Source organism: Pseudomonas mosselii (assembly GCF_003205295.1).
Classification (GTDB): Bacteria; Pseudomonadota; Gammaproteobacteria; order Pseudomonadales; family Pseudomonadaceae; genus Aquipseudomonas; species Aquipseudomonas mosselii_B.
Genome location: NZ_QJRP01000005.1, coordinates 207,276 through 223,570, shown reverse-complemented (window position 1 = coordinate 223,570; position 16,295 = coordinate 207,276). Strand labels below are relative to the sequence as shown.

Here is a 16,295-nt window from a genome sequence, read left to right as displayed (position 1 = left end):
GATTGTAGACGGTTGTGCGCAGGCGATGAAGCCTTGGATTCTTTCAGGCTGAACAGGACTCTATGGGCTGGGAGGTCGCGCAGGGCATCATCACCAGCGTGGGAGCGGGCTTGCCCCGCGATTATAGGCATGGCACCGGCTTCGCCGGTGATCGCGGGTCAAGCCCGCTCCCACGCTGGTGATGCTGCAAAGCTGTTCCCGATGGGGTAAATCCAAGTCTTCTGGCAGTCAGTCGTGTGAACACTCAACTTTTTCCGCCCCAAACGCAACGCGGGGCCAGCCCGCTCCCACAGGCTCAAGGCTGAACCTGTGGGAGCGGGCTGGCCCCGCGAATACGAAATGCCTTGAAGATCACAGCGTGATCGGCTTCAACTTGAGCCCCATGGCCTGGGCCCGCACCGCCGCGCCGCTGAAGACCGCCGCATTGCCAGGGGGTGGCGTGGGCCCGTGCACGTGCCCGGCCAGCTCGGTGTTCATCTCCTGGACCAGGTCGAGCAGGTCGCAGAGCACCTGCAGCACGTTCACCGTCTCGGAGCCCAGCCAGGTCTTCGGCGCCTGCAGGCGCTGGCTGATCTTCACCACGCTGTGGCGCAGGCCCTCGATCCGCTCCTGGACGTCGCCGCCAATCGCTGCGTTGAGTTTCTGCCCCACCGCCAGGTTCAGGTCGCGGCCGGTGGCCTGGTGCAGGTCGTCGAGGGCGGCCAGGCTGGCGGAGCCGCCGGACAGCAGCTTGAGCGCGCCGAGGGCCTCGATTTTCTTCACCCCGCCGACGGTCTCAGTGGAGTGGTCGTCCACCGTCCGGGCATGGCTCTGGAACTGCTCGGTGTTGGCCAGCGCCTCGACTTCACGCTCGATCGCCTTGTCGCGGATCCGCCCATCGGTCTGACGCAGCCAGTTGCCGTCGGCGTCGGCGCGCTGCTGGCAGGCCTCGCTGTGCTGCCACACCAGGTCGCCCTTTGGCACCTTGGGCAGGCTCAGCCCGTGGGGCAGGATCTGCTGGATGAACGGCTTGTGCGGCAGCCCGTAGGCGAACGACAGCACCACGGTGGTGCCCTCCTCGGGGAAGCCGAACATGCCGCGTTCCTGGCCGCCCATGGGCGCCGGCAGCGGCAGGCTGGTGAACACCGGCAGCGCCGGGTCGGGCTCGCCGTCCGGCAGCAGCACCTGGACATCGACGCCGAAGCGCGGGCGGAAATCGTCGCACAGCCCGGGCACCGTCGGCGCATCGGGTATCGCGACCACGCGGCCGAAGCGCGGCAGGTGATAGCCGCCGGTGATTTCGGGGAACTGGCGCGCTACGGCGCGGCGGATTGCGTCTTCCATCGTATGGCCATCTGGCTGTCGGCCAGCGCGACATGGGTCACGCGCTCGCCGTGGTTGATCGGTGCGCCCGGACGCAGCCCCGGCAGGGCCGCAATCGTGGCGCTCTGGTTGCCCTGGTAGTTGTCGAACAGCTCCATGGGCAGTTGCAGCGCGGGGCGCGCGCCGAAGTAGCTGTCGGCCCAACTGCCCACATACACCTCGCCGTTGCCCTGCTGCTGCCAGATGAAGTCGGGGATGTCGAAGACCTGGGCCAGGCTTTCCATGGCCTGGAAGCCGGCGGCCAGGCTGTAGAAGAACGGCGCGCGCACCGATGCGTAGGGCCGCTCGGGCACGCGAAAGCGCAGGCCGGTCTGTTGGCTGACCTGGTCGAGCACGCCGCGCAGGTCGACGTGGCGCAGGTTCATCGGCAACGGCCTGGCCAGGATCGCCGCCAGTTCCCGGCAGAACAGCAATTGCTGCCTGGCGTTGGCGCTGGTGCAGCGCTCGACGTAGCCGATGAAATGCCGTTGCAGCGGGCTGTCGTTGTAGCCGATGTCGAGGGTGACCAGGCCCTTGAGGGGCGCCTCGGCCTGGACGATGAAGGTCGCCCGTCCCGGGTTACGCAGCTCCAGGCGCACGTCCGCCCTGACCAGCTCGTATCGCTCGCCGCCGACATTGAGTACCTGATGCAGCTTCATGACTTCTCTCCCAGCCAGTCATCCACTTTTTTCAGCAGGCGCTCGAAGCTGGTCAGCTCCGGGTCCTTCTCCTCTTCCTCCTCTTTCGCGCCCACCGCCGTCCCCGGAGCGGCCTGGGCCTTGACGCGTTTTTTGGCGCGGCGCTTCTCGACCTTTTCCGGGTTGGAGGTCTTTTCGGCCAGGCCAAACTGCACCCGCCAGCAGGCCAGCGAGTCGTCTTCCCGGGCGCTGACGCTGTCGGCGAAGCGCACCTGGCGGATACCGAAGGCCTCGGCCGTGTCGTTGACGATGCGGTAGGTCTTGAGCTGTCCGCCGCTCTCGGTGGCTTCGGCCAGGCGCATCAGGTTGCGCAGCCAGGCGCCGTTGACGTAGGGGATGGTCAGGGTGACCGTGAGGGTCTTGGGCTTGAAGCCCTTGTGCGCGGTGTCGGTGTTGCTGGTCTGGCCGGACAGGTCCTCGGCTTCGATGCGCAGGTTGCCGATGACTTTCAGGGTCTTGCCTTCGACGGGCTGGCCGTCCAACAGTAGCAGTGTCATAAACCCACCATTTCACGAACGAAGCTCAGGCCCTTGGCCGAGCCGACCAGGATCACACCGGCGCTCATCACCCATTCATGCCCCGGGGCATCGCCTTCGAGCAGCATGCGGCGCAGTTGTGTGTTGTTGCCTGGACCCAGCAGACGGGTGCGTACCGAGCTGTCGGCCTGACCACCTTCCAGCAGCTGGCGCAGGTCGGCCAGGCGCTGGTCGCGGACCTGTTGCTGGTTGGCCTTGCGCGCCGCCAGCCCGGCCAGGTCGCTCATGGGCGAGCTGTCGGCGGCGTAACTTTCCAGCACCGCGATTTGCCCGGCCATCGATTGCTGGGCCGCCTTCAGCACCGTGCAGCGCTCCAGCGGCAAGGCCTCCCAGCGCGGCAGGGCGGTGGCCTGGGGAATCTGCCATTTCTCGGTTTCGAGCCGGGCCAGGTGCTCCGCGCGGCGTTGCGCGCGCACCAGCTCGGGGATCGGCATCAGGGCGTTGAAACGGCCCAGGCCGGCGGCCAGCTGATCGTGGCGGGTGCCCAGGAACAGCAGGCACAGCGCGTGCTGCTCACCCTGTGGGCTGGCGTCGTCGGTGGCGTCAGTCAGTTTGTTGGCCAGTTGCTGCAGCAGGTTCGGTGCGGACAGGAAGCGCTGGTAGCCACGCCCCTGGCCGATACCGCTCTGGAACGGCGTCACCACCAGGCAGCTGGGCACTTCGCCAAGTTGCTCGGCCAGCGCCTGGCGTCCGGCCTCGATCGCGCCCTTGGCCGCGGCGCCGACCGGGCCGGGGTTGGTGCTGGCCAGTTCCTGCAGGCCGCTCAGGCGCTGTGCGGTACTGGCCAGCTCGCTGCCGGCCAGGGCCTTGGCGGTATCCAACTGGCCCATCCAGCGGGTCGCCTCGGCGGGCCAGCGCAAGGTGACGGGCGCCCAGCTCATGCCGGCACCGTCCACTTGATTGCACGCAACGCGTCGAGTTTCTTGCCCTGCAGTGCCTTCGCCGCTTCACGCTTGAGCTGGTCGGCGTGCTGCAGGGCCGCCTGTTTGAACAGGACCAGGTCTTTGTTCACCTGCAGCAGCTGGTCGCGGGTGTGGGCCAGGAACTGACGCACGCCATCGCTGCCGGCGCAGGGGTAAGCGCTGTCCAGGCCGCTGAACACCAGGCCGGTCAGGTTGACCTGGTCTTCCAGCGAACTGCTGTAGCGGTGCGCCTCGCCCAGGGCGGCCGAATCGAAGCCGGCCTCGATGTACTGCGCGCAGCCGGTGTTGATCTCGCCCAGCTTCTGCAGGTGGAGCTTGGCCAGAACGGCGGCGGTGTCGTCCACCCATTCGCCGTTCTTCCACACCTGGTCCGGTCCGGGCTTTTTCACCGTGTAACCCGAGGGGACCGGCCCCATGCCGGTGATGGTCAGGGCCTCGGCGGTGGTGATGCTGTAGACCACCAGGCCGTCGTAGTAGTCCACCAGGGACCAGGCCTGGCCATTCCAGTGGGCGGCCTTGTGCTTGGGGATCGACGGCGGCGCCGTCTCCACGCAACCGCCGGGGATCAGGAACACGCCGGGCTCAAGCGGCGACTCGTCCGCTTCAGCGGTGCCAGTGAACAAGCCCAGTGGGGATGTCTGGTAGACCGTTTTCGTCTTTGCCATCGGGCACCTCAGTATTTGATGTAGTAGTACAGGGCCATGTTCACGGGGCGTGCTTCGCTACCGCCGGAGGGATCTACCGTGACCGGGTGAGCGTGAACGCCGTCGCCAACGATGTTCAGGGTATGGCTGTGATCGCCGGCGGCTTGGATACGGTTGGTGGCGGCCCAATTCACGCCTGCCTGGTGCATGGCCGCGCCGATCCCGGGGATATCCTGGGTGGTCGGTGTATTGACGTAGTTGAAGGCATGGGTATGGCTACCCGCGACCGACGTGGTGCTTCCGCCATGGGCGTGCCAGCCGGCATTGGCCGTGGATGCTGAGTGGGCGTGGTACTGGTTCTGGTTTTGCTGGACCGTGCCTGGTGTTCGTCCAAGATCCAGGCCTTTGCCGTCATCGACATCACGGATGAACAGGCCACGGGTATCTGGCAGGTTGAACGTAGTCGCCCCGTCGCCTGCTCCGAAAGAGGTGCCGATTGCCGCGAACAACGCTGCGAAGGTCGTCCGGCTGACGGCCGCGCCATTGCAGCGAAGCGTGCCCGTCGGTGCCGCATGGCTGAAAGTCTGGACGAGCGTTCCTGGCGGAACGATGGCCCCGGGCGTCAGGTTTCCGGTATGGAACACCTCGACGGTTGGGGTCCACTGCCCCTGGTTGGTCGTGGCGCGGGCAAACATGCGCACTCCAGGGCCTCCCTGGCTCATTGCGATCTGAGCCGAGAATTTCTCGGAGTAGTACGGCATGTTGAGCACGCTGCAGTAGTTCGTCAGCGAGGTCGGGCCGTCGGCCATCGTGTGGAAGCCGCCGGCCAGTCCGATCGTGTCGACCGGGCTGGGGGGGGCGAAGTTGGAGGCCAACCCATAGTCGCCGCGTTTGACGGCATCGGTGATGCCGTACCCCTGCAAGGTGGTCGGTTTGCCGCTGGTGATCTTGCTCCAGTCCAGGTTGGGGATATCGATCTGCAGCAGTGCCTCGCTGCCGATGACCTGGCCTTTGCCATTGATCGTGACTTTGGAGTAAGTCCCGGGCACCACGCCGATGTCCGCAAGCGTGGACTGGATCGCCACGTTCTTGGAGCCGTCGAAGTCCACGCGTCCGACGACATCGCCCTGCAAGGCGATCTGTCGCGCTTCGGCCAGCCGGCGCGCCTTGCCGGCGGAGGACATCCCCTCCTCGAGGTCCGCAACCGACTTGCGGCTGGCGAAGTGCTCTACCAGCGGGCCGGCAATGGGCGCGGATTTGCGCTTGTCGGTGATGGCCCCGGCGCTGGCGATGTCCGCCAGCTGAATGCAGTAGACCCAGCCATCAGGGGTGACGTAATCCTGCTGGTCGGGCAGGTACACCACCTTCCAGCCGGGGATCACATCGTTCTGCTCGCGGCGCCAGGTGATATGCATCCACACCTGGGTCGCACCTTGCGGCGGGCTCAGCGGCACGGCCTTGGGCAGCTCCAGGCGCATGCCTTCCAGGTAGGCGATGCCGGCGGCCAGCTGGTATTTGTCGCCGACCTTCTGGAACTGCAAACCGTCGCCGAAGAAGCACGCCCGCCCATACACATCGCGGTTGCTCAGGCGCTCGCGCTCGTCGATGCCTTTCAGGCGCACGGTGAAGTCGTGCTGCCAGGTGCTGGCATCGATGGTAATGCCGGTCAGTTCCTGGGCGCCGCTGTACTCCACCAGGATGTTGCGGGTGACGTTGTTGCCGATCTGCAGCGGCGGGATGTTGCGCCGTTTCTGCTGCAGCGGCAGGTAGGCCACGGCGAACAGCACGCCCTCGGCGCTTTCCAGGCCCATCCAGTTCCAGTCGAAGTCGCCGATGTCGCTGCCCAGCATCGAGCTGTAGACGACCTGGTTGGGGTTCACGTAGCCGCTGTTGCCCGCCGGGATGTCGTAGCTGTGCACGATCTGGTTGGCCGGCGGTTTGGTCGTGGCGCGGTCGATTGGCGTGTTCGGATCGAGCCCGGGCACATTGGCGTAGATGAAACGGGTGATCTGCAGGACTTCTTTGGCCCCCTGCTTCTGGGCAATCAGGCTTTCGCCCGCGAAAGTGATTCTGGCCACGGCGGACTCCTAAAGCGTGGCGACCAACGTCTGCTGGTCGTCGTTGAATTGGGCTGCGCCAATGCGCAGGGTCACGGGGGTGATGCTGATGAAGTCGTAGCGGCGGCAGGTCCGGCCGTACTGCTGGATCAGCACCCGCAGCAGCTCGGGGTTCTCCGACAGCTGCGAGTCGGAAAGGCGCAGCAGGACCACATCCCAGTCGCGGCCGGCCAGGCGTTCGTCGATCTCGACATAGCCCACGCCGAGCCGGCGCAAGATGCGCTTGAGCCCCGCGGTGCTGCCGGCATCGACCGCGTTGATGAAGGCGAACTTCACCCGCAGTCGGTACAGGCGTTCCGGCTCGTCCTTGAAGCGGGTGATGTCCCGCTGCCAGGCGAGCAGGTCGAGCACGGTGAGGTGGCAGGTCTCGGCGTCCATCTGCAGCAGCGGCCAGCGCAGCCACTCGGTCACCCTGGCCCACCAGGTCTGGGCGGCGTCCTTGAGCTTGGTCAGTTCGGTGCCGGCGAGCCAGAACGGCAGTTTCAACGGGCTCATACCAGGTCCACCCGCAGGTTGGCGATACGCGCGATGCTCAGCTGCGAGACGATGTCCTCGCTGGCGAAATGCAGCGACTCGATGTCGGCGAAGGCCTGGTGCAGTTCCTCGGCCAGGCGACTGAAGGAGAACCGCGACTGTGGGTAGGTCAGGGTCGGGCGATAGTCGCTGGCCGTGCTTTCGCGGAACGCGGCGCGGATGAACTGAGTGATGCCTTGCTGCAGCGCCTCGCGCCGTTTAGCCGTCAGGTTCGCCTGTGGCCAGACCGTCAGCGCGATATCGTGGCGGGTCTCGGGCATGACCATCACCAGCAGGTCGTCGCCGTGGCCATGGTTGCCTTGGTCGCGCACGTGGGCGTTGATCTGCTCCAGGTACGCCTGCGCCGGCACGTCGGCGTCGAACAGCACGTAGGCGTTGGCGCTGCCCGGACCACGCGGTGCGTCGTGGAGGAAGTACACGCCATCGGGGCGTACTCCCGGGAAGGCGGCGATCATGGCGCGGTAGACCGCGTCGGTGTGCCACTGGTTGACCGCGCTGAACTGGTTGCGGGTGCGCAGGCGCAGCTGCTCGTCGGGTTCGGGGTCGGCCCCGGGCGAGGTCATCCAGCCGTCGTCGTTGACCACCTGGACGATCCCCGGCACAGGCTCGGGCAGAATGGCGTAGTACCCGGGCGCCAGGTTGTAGCCGCTGCCGACCTGCTGCGCCTGGACCTTGACCGAGCGTTGCAGGCTACCGTCTGGGAACACCGCGTCCTCGATCGTCACCAGCTGGTAGACGTGGCCGTTGATCGCGGCGGATTGCACCACCACGCCGGCGCGCATCAGCAGCTCGCCGGCGCTGTTTTCACGGGTGAACAACAACTGGCCCTGGGCCTTGGTCGCGCCTTTGCGCTCGACGTTCACCGCCCAGGCCAGGCTGTCCAGCCAGGCGCCGCTGGCCGTCTTGACGAAGAAGTTGGGCAGCACGGTGTCGCTGATGAAACCGACCAGCCACAGCACCGGCTTGGTCACCAGCGCCGTCACCACGCGCCAGAACGGCGAGTAGGCGCTGGTGTTGCTGAGTTTGCTGCCCTGGGCGGCCACTTCGGCCTCCCAGGCCTGGTGCAGGGCCGCCTCAGTGGTGGGAATGCCGGCGTCGGCCAGCACCTTGCGAAAGTCCAAGTCGCTCACAGGTATACCTCGATGTCACCGAATTTCAGGGTTTTCGCCGTGACCAGGTAGCGGCCCGGATGCTCTTCCAGGACGCGGGCAGTACCCGGCAGCAGGCGCTCGTCGTCCTCCACCAGCAGCTCCAGTTGCAGGATGCAGTCGGCCTGGCGCTGGCGGCTGCGCTCGGCCACCAGGGTCACCAGCAGGCCGCTGTCGCGGATCATGTGGGCGATGTCCTGGGCGATGCTGGCCCGGTCCTCGATCAGCAGCGGTTGATGGGAAGGGTCCAGGACCAGGTCGTTGTCGTGGATCAGCAGGTCGATGTAGTCACTCATCAGCCCACCGCCATTGCCATCATCTGTTCCAGCTCCAGCGGGTTCATGGCCTTGCTGGTGTTGATCTCCACCTTCTCGACATGCATGCGCCGGTCCTGCGTCTGGGTGGTGTTCTGGATCTGGTTCATCAGGCCTCCCTGGGGAACGCTCGTCGGGCTGGCCGGCGAGAGGTTGAGTGCGGTCTGGGTCATGCGCTGGCGCTGCTGCTCGAGTTGCTCGACCGGCGCGTTGGCCATGCTGGAGGCGACGGCGGCGGGTGCCATCGAAGCCGAGTGCGGGGCCGCTGATGGCACCTGCATCAGGGTCTTGAGCAGTGGCTGCGTGCTGCTCATGGGCAGTACGCCGATCGGCGCGACCTGGCTGGCAAGCCCTGGCACCTTGGGTGCTTCCGGCAGATCGGCGAACGAGGTCTCGATGTTGACGCCCGGGATCTTGTTCAACCACTCGATCACCAGGTCGAGTGAACTGCGGAAGATCTTGACGATGCCGTCCCAGGCAGCCTTGGCCATGCCGGTCCAGCCGCCCATGTCGGTGAACCATTTGCTCAGTGCGTCCAGCTGTGCGCTGACCCACTGGAAGGCGGCACTGTCCAGGAACGCGGCCTTGAGCTCGTCCCAGTAGGCGATGACCAGGACCACGGCAGCGACCAGCGCGACGATGCCCGCGATGATGAGGATGATCGGATTGGCCAGGAGTGCGGCGTTCACCAGCCAGAGTGCGCCTTGCCAGGCAAGGGTGGCGAGCCTCACGATCCCCATCCAGGCGTACATGGCGATCAGGCTTGTCAGGAAGATCGACAGCACCAAGGCGTGCCGGAGGAACATGAAGATGCTCTTCAAACCGGTCATGTTGAGCAGGGCCCAGACCGCATTCAATCTGAGCAGGGTCATCCTGTGGATGCCGGCCAGGATCGTCAGCACGCCCATCGCGGCAGAAAGACCGAAGATCACCAGGGTGGCGTAACCGACCAGACGGGTGATGTTGGGGAACAGACTGATCCAACGGACCAGGGTGCCGCCGATCTCGACCAGGCGATTCATCAGGGGTTGCAGGATGGGGATGAGTGCCTGGCCGAATGCGATGCGTAGCCCTTCCACTGCGCGGGTGAACTGCTGCCACGGATCGACCATGGCCTTGGCCATTTTCTCGGCCTCTTCCAGCCCACGGACTTTGCCGAGCTTGTCGAGGCTGCTCCTGAAACGATCGGTGTCCTGTGCTAGTGCTCCGATCAACTGGGCGCCTTTGTCGCCAAACGCTTGCGTGAGTTTGGTATTGGCCGCCGCGCCTTTCAGATCACCGAACCGGCCTTCCAGCTTCGCGAGGATGTCCAGCATGGGCAGCGCCTTGCCGTCGGTGTCGGTAAACGAAATCCCGAGCTTTTTCGAAGCCTTGTCGATGTTGTCGAAAAAGGCCTTGTAGAGGCTGCCGGCTTCGCCGCCCTGCATGGTGCTGGACAAGCTGCCGATCACGGCCATCTGCTCGGCCAGACCGATGCCGGCTGCGGAAGCACTCGCGCCTGCTTCCTTGAAACCGGCCTTCATCTGCTCGCCGCTGGTGCGGAACAGTTGTACCGCCAGGGCAGTCTGCCCGCCTAACTGCTTGACCCACAGGCCTTTGCCCATGGCGTCGGCCTGCTGTTTCTGCAGGTTGTACATTGTGCCGACGTACTCGGCCATCACGCCCTGGTCGGTCTTGGTAGCCTTGGCCAGCACGCTGCTGGTGTGGGTGAAGGTGGCCAGTTGCGAGCCGGACAGCCCCTTGATGGCGCCTTCGATCTTGTAGGCCGAGGTGACGAAGCTGCGGGCGCTTTCGCCATAGGTCATGGAAAACTTGAGCGCCTTTCTGTTCAGGGCGTCCAAGGCGTCGTCGGCCACGCCGAGCGAGCGGACGTCGGCCAGGGCGCGATTCATTTCGAGGGCCGGCTGCAGCAAGGCCCCGATTCCCCCCGCCGAACCTTTCAGCTCATTCGTTGCCGCGGTTATCTGCTCAATGCTGGCCTGGCTCCTCTTGGCCAGCACATTGATTCCCTGGCTCACCTTCGCCAGCGGCGCGGTGACTTTGTCGGTCAGCGACAGGATGAAATCCAGCCGGCTGATTGCGTTGTTCGCGCTCATGGGATGTCAGCCTCCATTGAATGCACGGGCGATGCCGTTGGCGATGGCGATTTCCATTCGCCGCCAGTGCTCATCCTCCAGCCACTTGGCCGTGCCCAGGTTCTCGGGCGTGGACGGGGCACCGGGCAGCCAGCGTTCGGCCAGGGCCAGCAGCTGGCCCAGGCCGTCCTCGGTCAGTCGCTCTGCGTGGCCGAGCGCTTTTTTACGGTGACTTCCACGGTCGGGGCGTACTCCTCGACCAGGGCACCGGCCAGTTGGATCACGGTCATCGGGTTGGCCAGCAGCGGCTTGAGCTGGTCCTTGTGCTCGGGCTTCACGGCGGTGACCAGCAGGTTGTTGGCCGGGGCGACCTTGTTGGAGGGGGTCAGGGCGTTGATGTACTTGGTCATCAGCGCCGGATCGATGGCGAAGTCCAGGGACAGGTCGCCGACTTCCAGGGTGATCTCGGTGCGTTGGGTCATGGGGTACTACTCCATTGAAATACGGGAATTGGAAAAGAACGTGGCGGGCACTGTGTTCAGCGGCCGCGCTCGTGAAGCTGTTGGCAGGGAACGCAGCGGCGCATGCCGCCCAGGGCGCGGCGCGCCTCGGCGATATCGCCGCCACAGTCCGCGCAGTGGGTGAGGCTGGGCCCAGTCGCCACGCGTCGGCCACGGACGGCGGCGATCGCCAGATCACGCCTGAGCTGTTCCAGGGCCTGGGCGCGGTCGAATGGGCACACCATCAGCTCAGGCCCTCGACCTCGGCGAAGGACAGGTACGGCACGCCGTTGACATGGATGAAGTCCGGGCTGGTGACGTCGAACGGCAGCTTGTGCTTGGTCTTCTCGCCACCCTTGGCGTCGATGTTGAGCAGGCTGGAGATCTTGAAGCGGCAGCCGAAGGCCTCGACGCGGATCTCGTCTGTGGGGGTCTTGGCATAGAACAGCTGGTCGAAGGTCCCCAGCTGACGGAAGCTACCGGCCTTGGCGGCGGCTTCGATGATCAGGTTGAAGTTGCTGGTGTCCACCTCCAGCTCGCCGCTGGCGGCCACGTCGCCGGCGACCCAGCCGTCCGGCACGCCCTTGGTGTGCGCCACGGCGCTGTTGTCGGTGATGTCGAGGGTTGCGCTCTCAACGTGGATCTTCAGGTCGCCCACGTTGATGTCGAAGTTCAAGCCACTGATCTTGGCCATGGGTTACTCCTGGTTGTCCTGGGAAAGGTCCAGCGCGATGTTCGCGGTGATGTCCTTGGGGCAGTTGTGCGGGCGGATGCGGATGAACACTTCCACCTGGGTGTGGCTTTTCCAGACGATGACCAGGTCGCCGTCGCGCGGCGCCTGGATTTCGCCGGGGAACACTTCGCCGGCGAATTTCACCGCCTTGGCCATCCGCCGCAGCGGCGCCATCAGCGCGCTGGTGTTGGCGGCCATGCTGGCGGGGCTGTTGTTCAGGCGGCGGTCACCGATGCGGCGGATCAGCAGCGGGCGGACCTGGCGGGCGGCCTTGTCGGCCAGGCGCAGGTATTCCAGGACCTGGAAGTCGCTGGCGGCGGTGTCGAGCATGTTGGCATCGCCCCAGTACACGCCCTCGTAGTCCGGGTAGGTCTGCGAAACGGAGTAGCGTGCCTTGTCCAGCTCGCTGCGCACCGCCGATGGCAGTGGCACGCCGTCCTTGTCCGCGGGCACCGCGCCCAGGCCCAGGACAGGGCCACTGGCGACGCGCATCGGGGTATCGGCGATGCTCCAGGCGGCGTTGGCCAAGCGCCCGGCGAGCACGCCCAGGTCATTGCCGTGCAGCTGCGGCACTACCACGACGCGTGGCGCGGCGATACCGTCGGTGAGCGCCTTCTGCTCGAGCAGGTAATCCGACCAGGTCACGGTCGGCAGGATGCCGGCGGACGCGGCCAGGACGAACGAGCGCCGGCCGTAGCGGGCGTTCAGTTGTTCGGCGGCGGTGTGCATGGCCAGCAGCTGCGCGCCGGCGGTCGCCGGCTTGGTGATGACGATGCCCTCAACCGAGTAGCCGTGTTGCTGGGCGTACTCCAGGGCGCTCGCCCAGTCGCCTTCGGCGCCGATTGGCGCGGCCAGGCAGGCCCAGCGGTCGCCGCCGTTGGCCCGGGCGGCGATCAGTTGGGTCTTCAGGTCGCTGGCGGCCACGCCCAGCTCGTTGTCCAGGTCGCTGTCCGTGTTCAGGGTCAACAGCTTGCCGACGTTCTTGGCGGCGGGGCCGATGAAGAGGAAGTAGCGTTCGATCTCGGTCACGGCACCCTGGCCGAGGTTGAGATTGTTCACGCTGATTTTACCGAGTGCCATAGGTTGCCTCGTTAGCGGGGTGATTGAAGGGGTGTGCCAGGACCTGCCAATCAGGTCGCGGGCGGGTCGGGCGTTGTTGCCCGGGTAATCGGGTCAGGGGAGGGGGCTGCCCTGGGGCATCCCCTGCAGGGCGATATCGCCTTGCTCGGCGATCCACAGGTCGTGGGGCTGGAATGACCAGGTCTTGCCGAAGACCTCGATCTCGCCGGCCGCGTCCTCGGTCAGGTAAAGGGGCTCGACGAACTCAAGGACCAGCGACACATCGAGCAGGTCGCTGCCCGGGGCCTTCTGCTTGACGGTGAGGGTCGGTGCCGGCAGGGCGAACAGGTGACGCCCGGGGTCGTTGTTTTCCAGCCAGCTGCCGGCGAGCGCCATCAGGCGTCCGGGATGACCGCTGAAATCGTCGAAGTTGAACAGGGCGCGGTAGCGCAGGTTGCCCATGTGCAGGCCCAGCTCGGTCGGCGTCCAGGCCAGTTGCAGGTCCAGCTGCTGGGCCCAGGCGTGCAGTTGCCCGGCAGGCACCAGCTTGCGTTCGAGCAGGTAGGTGGTGAGTGCTTTCAACTGGTTCATGGGGAGGCCTCCGTACAGGGCGAGGTGGCTGAAAAATTCATCGTTGAGTGCTCGCTAAGGGGCTACCCCCAGGGCTGCGCACCGAGTTCGCAGGTAGTACGCACACTCTGTGGGAGCGGGTTTACCCGCGAACACCGGCGTAGCCGGTGCCAGGCTCCGCGTTGGGCACTTCGCGGGTAAACCCGCTCCCACAGAGGTCGCGCCAGATCAGTGGGGGCTCCGAGCCTCTTGTTAATTGGCGAAGCCGTGCTCGGCATTCCAAAAAGCCCGCCGTGCAGGCTTTTCAGTAATGCGTTGTCGAACCGCTGGCCACGACTGGTGACGCCATGCGGCTGCGCTTCAAATTGATGACTCCGACCGCGGCCGTCTGCCCGCCGGAAAACTGATCGTGGTGCTTTACGCTGCACACCCGGGCCAGTTGCCAACCCTCTGAACAGTCGAGGCCTGTTCATCGCTGCCTGTGTCACAACCGGTTGCTGTCCGGCTTGAAAGACAGCCTATGCATCAATGCATATGCAGTCAATGCATTTTTGGAAATATTTGGGCATGCAAATTTGCCGATATGCATGTCGGTCTTTGCGGGCGCGGGTTGTAGGGCTTTTCTGTAGGCGAAAAAAAACCCGCCGGAGCGGGTTTTTTCAGGAGCGGGGTATCAGACGTTGAAGCGGAAGTGCATCACGTCACCGTCCTTGACGATGTAGTCCTTGCCTTCCAGGCGCCATTTGCCGGCTTCCTTGGCACCGCTCTCACCCTTGAACTGGATGAAGTCGTCGTAGGCCACCACTTCGGCGCGGATGAAGCCTTTCTCGAAGTCGGTGTGGATCACGCCGGCCGCTTGCGGTGCGGTGGCGCCCACGCGCACGGTCCAGGCACGCACTTCCTGCACGCCGGCGGTGAAGTAGGTCTGCAGGTTGAGCAGCTCGTAACCGGCGCGGATCACGCGGTTCAGGCCAGGCTCTTCCAGGCCCAGGGCCTCGAGGAACATGTCCTTTTCCTCACCGTCGTCCAGCTCGGCGATCTCGGCTTCGATCTTGTTGCACACCGGCACCACCACCGCGCCTTCTTCCTCGGCAATGGCCTTGACCACGTCCAGGTGCGGGTTGTTGTCGAAGCCGTCCTCGGCAACGTTGGCGATGTACATGACCGGTTTGCTGGTCAGCAGGTGGAAGCCGCGAATCACCGCCTTGTCTTCGGCGCTCATGTTCTTCATCAGGCTGCGCGCAGGCTTGCCTTCGGTGAAGTGGGGGATGAGCTGCTCGAGGATGGCCTTCTGTGCCAGGGCTTCCTTGTCGCCGCCCTTGGCGTTGCGGGCGACCTTCTGCAGTTGCTTCTCGCAGCTGTCGAGATCGGCGAAGATCAGTTCGAGGTCGATGATCTCGATGTCGCGCTTGGGGTCGACGCTGTTGGAAACGTGGATCACGTTCTCGTCTTCGAAGCAGCGCACCACGTGGGCGATGGCGTCGGTCTCGCGGATGTTGGCGAGGAACTTGTTGCCCAGGCCTTCACCCTTGGAGGCACCGGCGACCAGGCCGGCGATGTCGACGAACTCCATGGTGGTCGGCAGGATGCGGTTCGGCTTGACGATCTCGGCCAGCGCGTTGAGGCGCGCATCGGGCATCGGCACGATGCCGCTGTTCGGCTCGATGGTGCAGAAGGGGAAGTTCTCCGCCGCGATGCCGGACTTGGTCAGGGCGTTGAACAGGGTGGACTTGCCGACGTTGGGCAGGCCGACGATGCCGCAATTGAAACCCATGGGAATTCCCCTTTCGTAAAGTGTCAGGCCTTCTGGCTGTGCAGTTCGCGCATGGCCTTGGCGAAGTCGCCGGCCAGCACGTCGGGCATCACGCCGAGGGCAAAATCGATGCTGGCGTCGAGCTTCTCCTGCTCGGCGCGTGGCGCCCGGCCCAGGACAAAGTTGGAGACCAGTTTGGCGTCGCCCGGGTGGCCGATGCCGAGCCGCAGGCGGTGGAAGTCGTTCTGGTTGCCGAGCTGCGCGATGATGTCGCGCAGGCCGTTGTGCCCACCGTGGCCGCCGCCTCTCTTGAGCTTGGCGACGCCGGGAGGCAGGTCGAGTTCGTCGTGGGCCACCAGGATCGCTTCCGGCTTGATGCGGAAGAAATTGGCCAGAGCCGCCACGGACTGGCCGCTACGGTTCATGTAGGTGGTGGGGATCAACAGGCGAACATCGTTGCCCTGATGGCTGAACTTAGCCGTCAGGCCGAAATACTTTTTGTCAGCGGACAGCGAAACGCGCTGGGCGCTGGCGAGGCGTTCAACGAAAAGAGCCCCTGCGTTATGCCGGGTCTGTTCGTATTCGGGGCCGGGGTTACCCAGGCCGACGATCAACTGGATGGCGGTCACGTCAGGGGCTCTTCCTTGGAGTTGGTGGGTTACGGTGCGCGCGGCACTGTAACCCGATCAACGCCGGCGTGCGAGTGGATTACTCGGCAGCGCCTTCAGCAGCTTCAGCGGCAACGCGCGGGGCGTGGACGTTGGCAACAGCTTTGTCATCACCGTGGGCCAGAGCGACGAACTCTACGCCTTTCGGAGCTTTCAGGTCCGACAGGTGGATGATGGTGCCGACTTCGGCCTTGGACAGGTCGACTTCGATGAACTCAGGCAGGTCCTTGGCTTCGCAGGACACTTCGATCTCGGAAACGACGTGCGAGATCTCGCCGCCTTTCTTGATCGGGGCTTCTTCGCCGACGAAGTGAACTGGAACCTTGGCGGTCAGCTTCTGGCCAGCAACGACGCGAACGAAGTCGGCGTGCATGATGAAGCCTTTGGCCGGGTGACGCTGCATGGCCTTGACCACGACGTTCTGCTTGGCGCCATCGACGTTCAGCTCGATAACGTGGCTGAAGGCAGCTTCGTTTTCGAACAGCTTGGCGATTTCCTTGGCCACGATGGTCAGGGATTGGGCTTCTTTATCGCCACCGTAGACAACGGCAGGGATGTTGGCGGAGTGACGCAGGCGGCGGCTCGCACCTTTCCCCAGGTCAGTACGCGCTTGGGCGTTCAGGATGAAGTCAGTCATTTTGTTTCTCCAAATTAGCCTCCCGAAAGGCGTTTGCGACCAGCG

Annotated in this window: 19 protein-coding genes; all 19 read right to left on the bottom strand. The window is 65.0% G+C overall.

Annotated elements, in window-relative coordinates; translation table 11 throughout:
• Positions 1 to 351: 351 nt before the first annotated feature.
• The 19 genes from DMX06_RS07345 to DMX06_RS07255 all read right to left on the bottom strand — a co-directional run bounded on the left by DMX06_RS07345 (position 352) and on the right by DMX06_RS07255 (position 16,250).
• Positions 352 to 1,323: a hypothetical protein gene (locus DMX06_RS07345; protein WP_110735897.1), complete on the bottom strand. Its 972-nt coding sequence runs from the start codon at positions 1,321 to 1,323 to the stop codon at positions 352 to 354.
• Positions 1,296 to 2,000, bottom strand: a complete 705-nt coding sequence (locus DMX06_RS07340; protein ID WP_110735896.1) for a hypothetical protein — start codon at positions 1,998 to 2,000, stop codon at positions 1,296 to 1,298. Before DMX06_RS07340 ends, DMX06_RS07345 begins: the two co-directional genes overlap by 28 nt.
• Positions 1,997 to 2,536 carry a baseplate complex protein gene (locus DMX06_RS07335; RefSeq protein ID WP_110735895.1) on the bottom strand — a complete coding sequence of 180 codons (540 nt, stop codon included), beginning with the start codon at positions 2,534 to 2,536 and terminating at the stop codon, positions 1,997 to 1,999. Before DMX06_RS07335 ends, DMX06_RS07340 begins: the two co-directional genes overlap by 4 nt.
• Positions 2,533 to 3,456 carry a hypothetical protein gene (locus tag DMX06_RS07330; RefSeq protein WP_110735946.1) on the bottom strand — a complete coding sequence of 308 codons (924 nt, stop codon included), beginning with the start codon at positions 3,454 to 3,456 and terminating at the stop codon, positions 2,533 to 2,535. The genes DMX06_RS07335 and DMX06_RS07330 overlap by 4 nt, the downstream gene beginning before the upstream one ends.
• Entirely contained in the window at positions 3,453 to 4,163 is a 711-nt protein-coding gene (locus tag DMX06_RS07325) for a DUF4376 domain-containing protein (RefSeq protein ID WP_110735894.1), read from the bottom strand. Before DMX06_RS07325 ends, DMX06_RS07330 begins: the two co-directional genes overlap by 4 nt.
• 8 nt (positions 4,164 to 4,171) lie before the next feature.
• The gene (locus DMX06_RS07320) at positions 4,172 to 6,220 is read right to left on the bottom strand and encodes a phage tail-collar fiber domain-containing protein (protein ID WP_110735893.1); all 2,049 of its coding nucleotides are present in this window, start codon (positions 6,218 to 6,220) and stop codon (positions 4,172 to 4,174) included.
• A gap of 9 nt (positions 6,221 to 6,229) precedes the next feature.
• Positions 6,230 to 6,754, bottom strand: coding sequence for a phage tail protein (locus DMX06_RS07315; protein ID WP_110735892.1), 525 nt, complete (start codon positions 6,752 to 6,754; stop codon positions 6,230 to 6,232).
• The gene (locus DMX06_RS07310; protein WP_110735891.1) at positions 6,751 to 7,923 is read right to left on the bottom strand and encodes a baseplate J/gp47 family protein; all 1,173 of its coding nucleotides are present in this window, start codon (positions 7,921 to 7,923) and stop codon (positions 6,751 to 6,753) included. The genes DMX06_RS07315 and DMX06_RS07310 overlap by 4 nt, the downstream gene beginning before the upstream one ends.
• Positions 7,920 to 8,237, bottom strand: a complete 318-nt coding sequence (locus tag DMX06_RS07305) for a DUF2590 family protein (RefSeq protein ID WP_088852557.1) — start codon at positions 8,235 to 8,237, stop codon at positions 7,920 to 7,922. The genes DMX06_RS07310 and DMX06_RS07305 overlap by 4 nt, the downstream gene beginning before the upstream one ends.
• On the bottom strand, positions 8,237 to 10,351 hold the full coding sequence (locus tag DMX06_RS07300) for a phage tail tape measure protein (RefSeq protein ID WP_110735890.1): 2,115 nt from the start codon (positions 10,349 to 10,351) through the stop codon (positions 8,237 to 8,239). Before DMX06_RS07300 ends, DMX06_RS07305 begins: the two co-directional genes overlap by 1 nt.
• A gap of 6 nt (positions 10,352 to 10,357) precedes the next feature.
• Positions 10,358 to 10,504 (bottom strand): DUF6890 family protein, encoded by a 147-nt coding sequence (locus tag DMX06_RS26765; RefSeq protein WP_371263118.1) that lies wholly within the window; start codon positions 10,502 to 10,504, stop codon positions 10,358 to 10,360.
• A gap of 20 nt (positions 10,505 to 10,524) precedes the next feature.
• Positions 10,525 to 10,812, bottom strand: a complete 288-nt coding sequence (locus DMX06_RS07295) for a putative phage tail assembly chaperone (protein ID WP_050703720.1) — start codon at positions 10,810 to 10,812, stop codon at positions 10,525 to 10,527.
• A 56-nt stretch (positions 10,813 to 10,868) separates the two neighbouring features.
• Positions 10,869 to 11,075, bottom strand: coding sequence for a TraR/DksA C4-type zinc finger protein (locus tag DMX06_RS07290; protein ID WP_110735889.1), 207 nt, complete (start codon positions 11,073 to 11,075; stop codon positions 10,869 to 10,871).
• On the bottom strand, positions 11,075 to 11,524 hold the full coding sequence (locus tag DMX06_RS07285; protein ID WP_046857144.1) for a phage protein: 450 nt from the start codon (positions 11,522 to 11,524) through the stop codon (positions 11,075 to 11,077). Before DMX06_RS07285 ends, DMX06_RS07290 begins: the two co-directional genes overlap by 1 nt.
• 3 nt (positions 11,525 to 11,527) lie before the next feature.
• Positions 11,528 to 12,643, bottom strand: a complete 1,116-nt coding sequence (locus tag DMX06_RS07280) for a DUF2586 domain-containing protein (protein WP_110735888.1) — start codon at positions 12,641 to 12,643, stop codon at positions 11,528 to 11,530.
• A 93-nt stretch (positions 12,644 to 12,736) separates the two neighbouring features.
• Positions 12,737 to 13,213 carry a phage tail protein gene (locus tag DMX06_RS07275; protein ID WP_110735887.1) on the bottom strand — a complete coding sequence of 159 codons (477 nt, stop codon included), beginning with the start codon at positions 13,211 to 13,213 and terminating at the stop codon, positions 12,737 to 12,739.
• A gap of 652 nt (positions 13,214 to 13,865) precedes the next feature.
• Entirely contained in the window at positions 13,866 to 14,966 is a 1,101-nt protein-coding gene (gene ychF, locus DMX06_RS07265) for a redox-regulated ATPase YchF (RefSeq protein WP_016713314.1), read from the bottom strand.
• Positions 14,967 to 14,989: 23 nt separating this feature from the next.
• Positions 14,990 to 15,574, bottom strand: coding sequence for an aminoacyl-tRNA hydrolase (pth, locus tag DMX06_RS07260; RefSeq protein WP_023629555.1), 585 nt, complete (start codon positions 15,572 to 15,574; stop codon positions 14,990 to 14,992).
• 79 nt (positions 15,575 to 15,653) lie between these two features.
• On the bottom strand, positions 15,654 to 16,250 hold the full coding sequence (locus tag DMX06_RS07255) for a 50S ribosomal protein L25/general stress protein Ctc (RefSeq protein WP_011532196.1): 597 nt from the start codon (positions 16,248 to 16,250) through the stop codon (positions 15,654 to 15,656).
• Positions 16,251 to 16,295: the final 45 nt, after the last annotated feature.

Bases quoted from the DNA above. Each gene is read 5' to 3' on its own strand.
- DMX06_RS07300 (WP_110735890.1), bottom strand. From the start codon at position 10,351: ATGAGCGCGAACAACGCAATCAGCCGGCTGGATTTCATCCTGTCGCTG.
- DMX06_RS07315 (WP_110735892.1), bottom strand. From the start codon at position 6,754: ATGAGCCCGTTGAAACTGCCGTTCTGGCTCGCCGGCACCGAACTGACC.
- DMX06_RS07335 (WP_110735895.1), bottom strand. From the start codon at position 2,536: ATGACACTGCTACTGTTGGACGGCCAGCCCGTCGAAGGCAAGACCCTG.
- DMX06_RS07330 (WP_110735946.1), bottom strand. From the start codon at position 3,456: ATGAGCTGGGCGCCCGTCACCTTGCGCTGGCCCGCCGAGGCGACCCGC.
- DMX06_RS07275 (WP_110735887.1), bottom strand. From the start codon at position 13,213: ATGAACCAGTTGAAAGCACTCACCACCTACCTGCTCGAACGCAAGCTG.
- DMX06_RS07255 (WP_011532196.1), bottom strand. From the start codon at position 16,250: ATGACTGACTTCATCCTGAACGCCCAAGCGCGTACTGACCTGGGGAAA.
- ychF (WP_016713314.1), bottom strand. From the start codon at position 14,966: ATGGGTTTCAATTGCGGCATCGTCGGCCTGCCCAACGTCGGCAAGTCC.
- DMX06_RS07285 (WP_046857144.1), bottom strand. From the start codon at position 11,524: ATGGCCAAGATCAGTGGCTTGAACTTCGACATCAACGTGGGCGACCTG.
- DMX06_RS07290 (WP_110735889.1), bottom strand. From the start codon at position 11,075: ATGGTGTGCCCATTCGACCGCGCCCAGGCCCTGGAACAGCTCAGGCGT.
- DMX06_RS07345 (WP_110735897.1), bottom strand. From the start codon at position 1,323: ATGGAAGACGCAATCCGCCGCGCCGTAGCGCGCCAGTTCCCCGAAATC.
- DMX06_RS07340 (WP_110735896.1), bottom strand. From the start codon at position 2,000: ATGAAGCTGCATCAGGTACTCAATGTCGGCGGCGAGCGATACGAGCTG.
- DMX06_RS07305 (WP_088852557.1), bottom strand. From the start codon at position 8,237: ATGAGTGACTACATCGACCTGCTGATCCACGACAACGACCTGGTCCTG.
- DMX06_RS07325 (WP_110735894.1), bottom strand. From the start codon at position 4,163: ATGGCAAAGACGAAAACGGTCTACCAGACATCCCCACTGGGCTTGTTC.
- DMX06_RS07280 (WP_110735888.1), bottom strand. From the start codon at position 12,643: ATGGCACTCGGTAAAATCAGCGTGAACAATCTCAACCTCGGCCAGGGT.
- DMX06_RS07295 (WP_050703720.1), bottom strand. From the start codon at position 10,812: ATGACCCAACGCACCGAGATCACCCTGGAAGTCGGCGACCTGTCCCTG.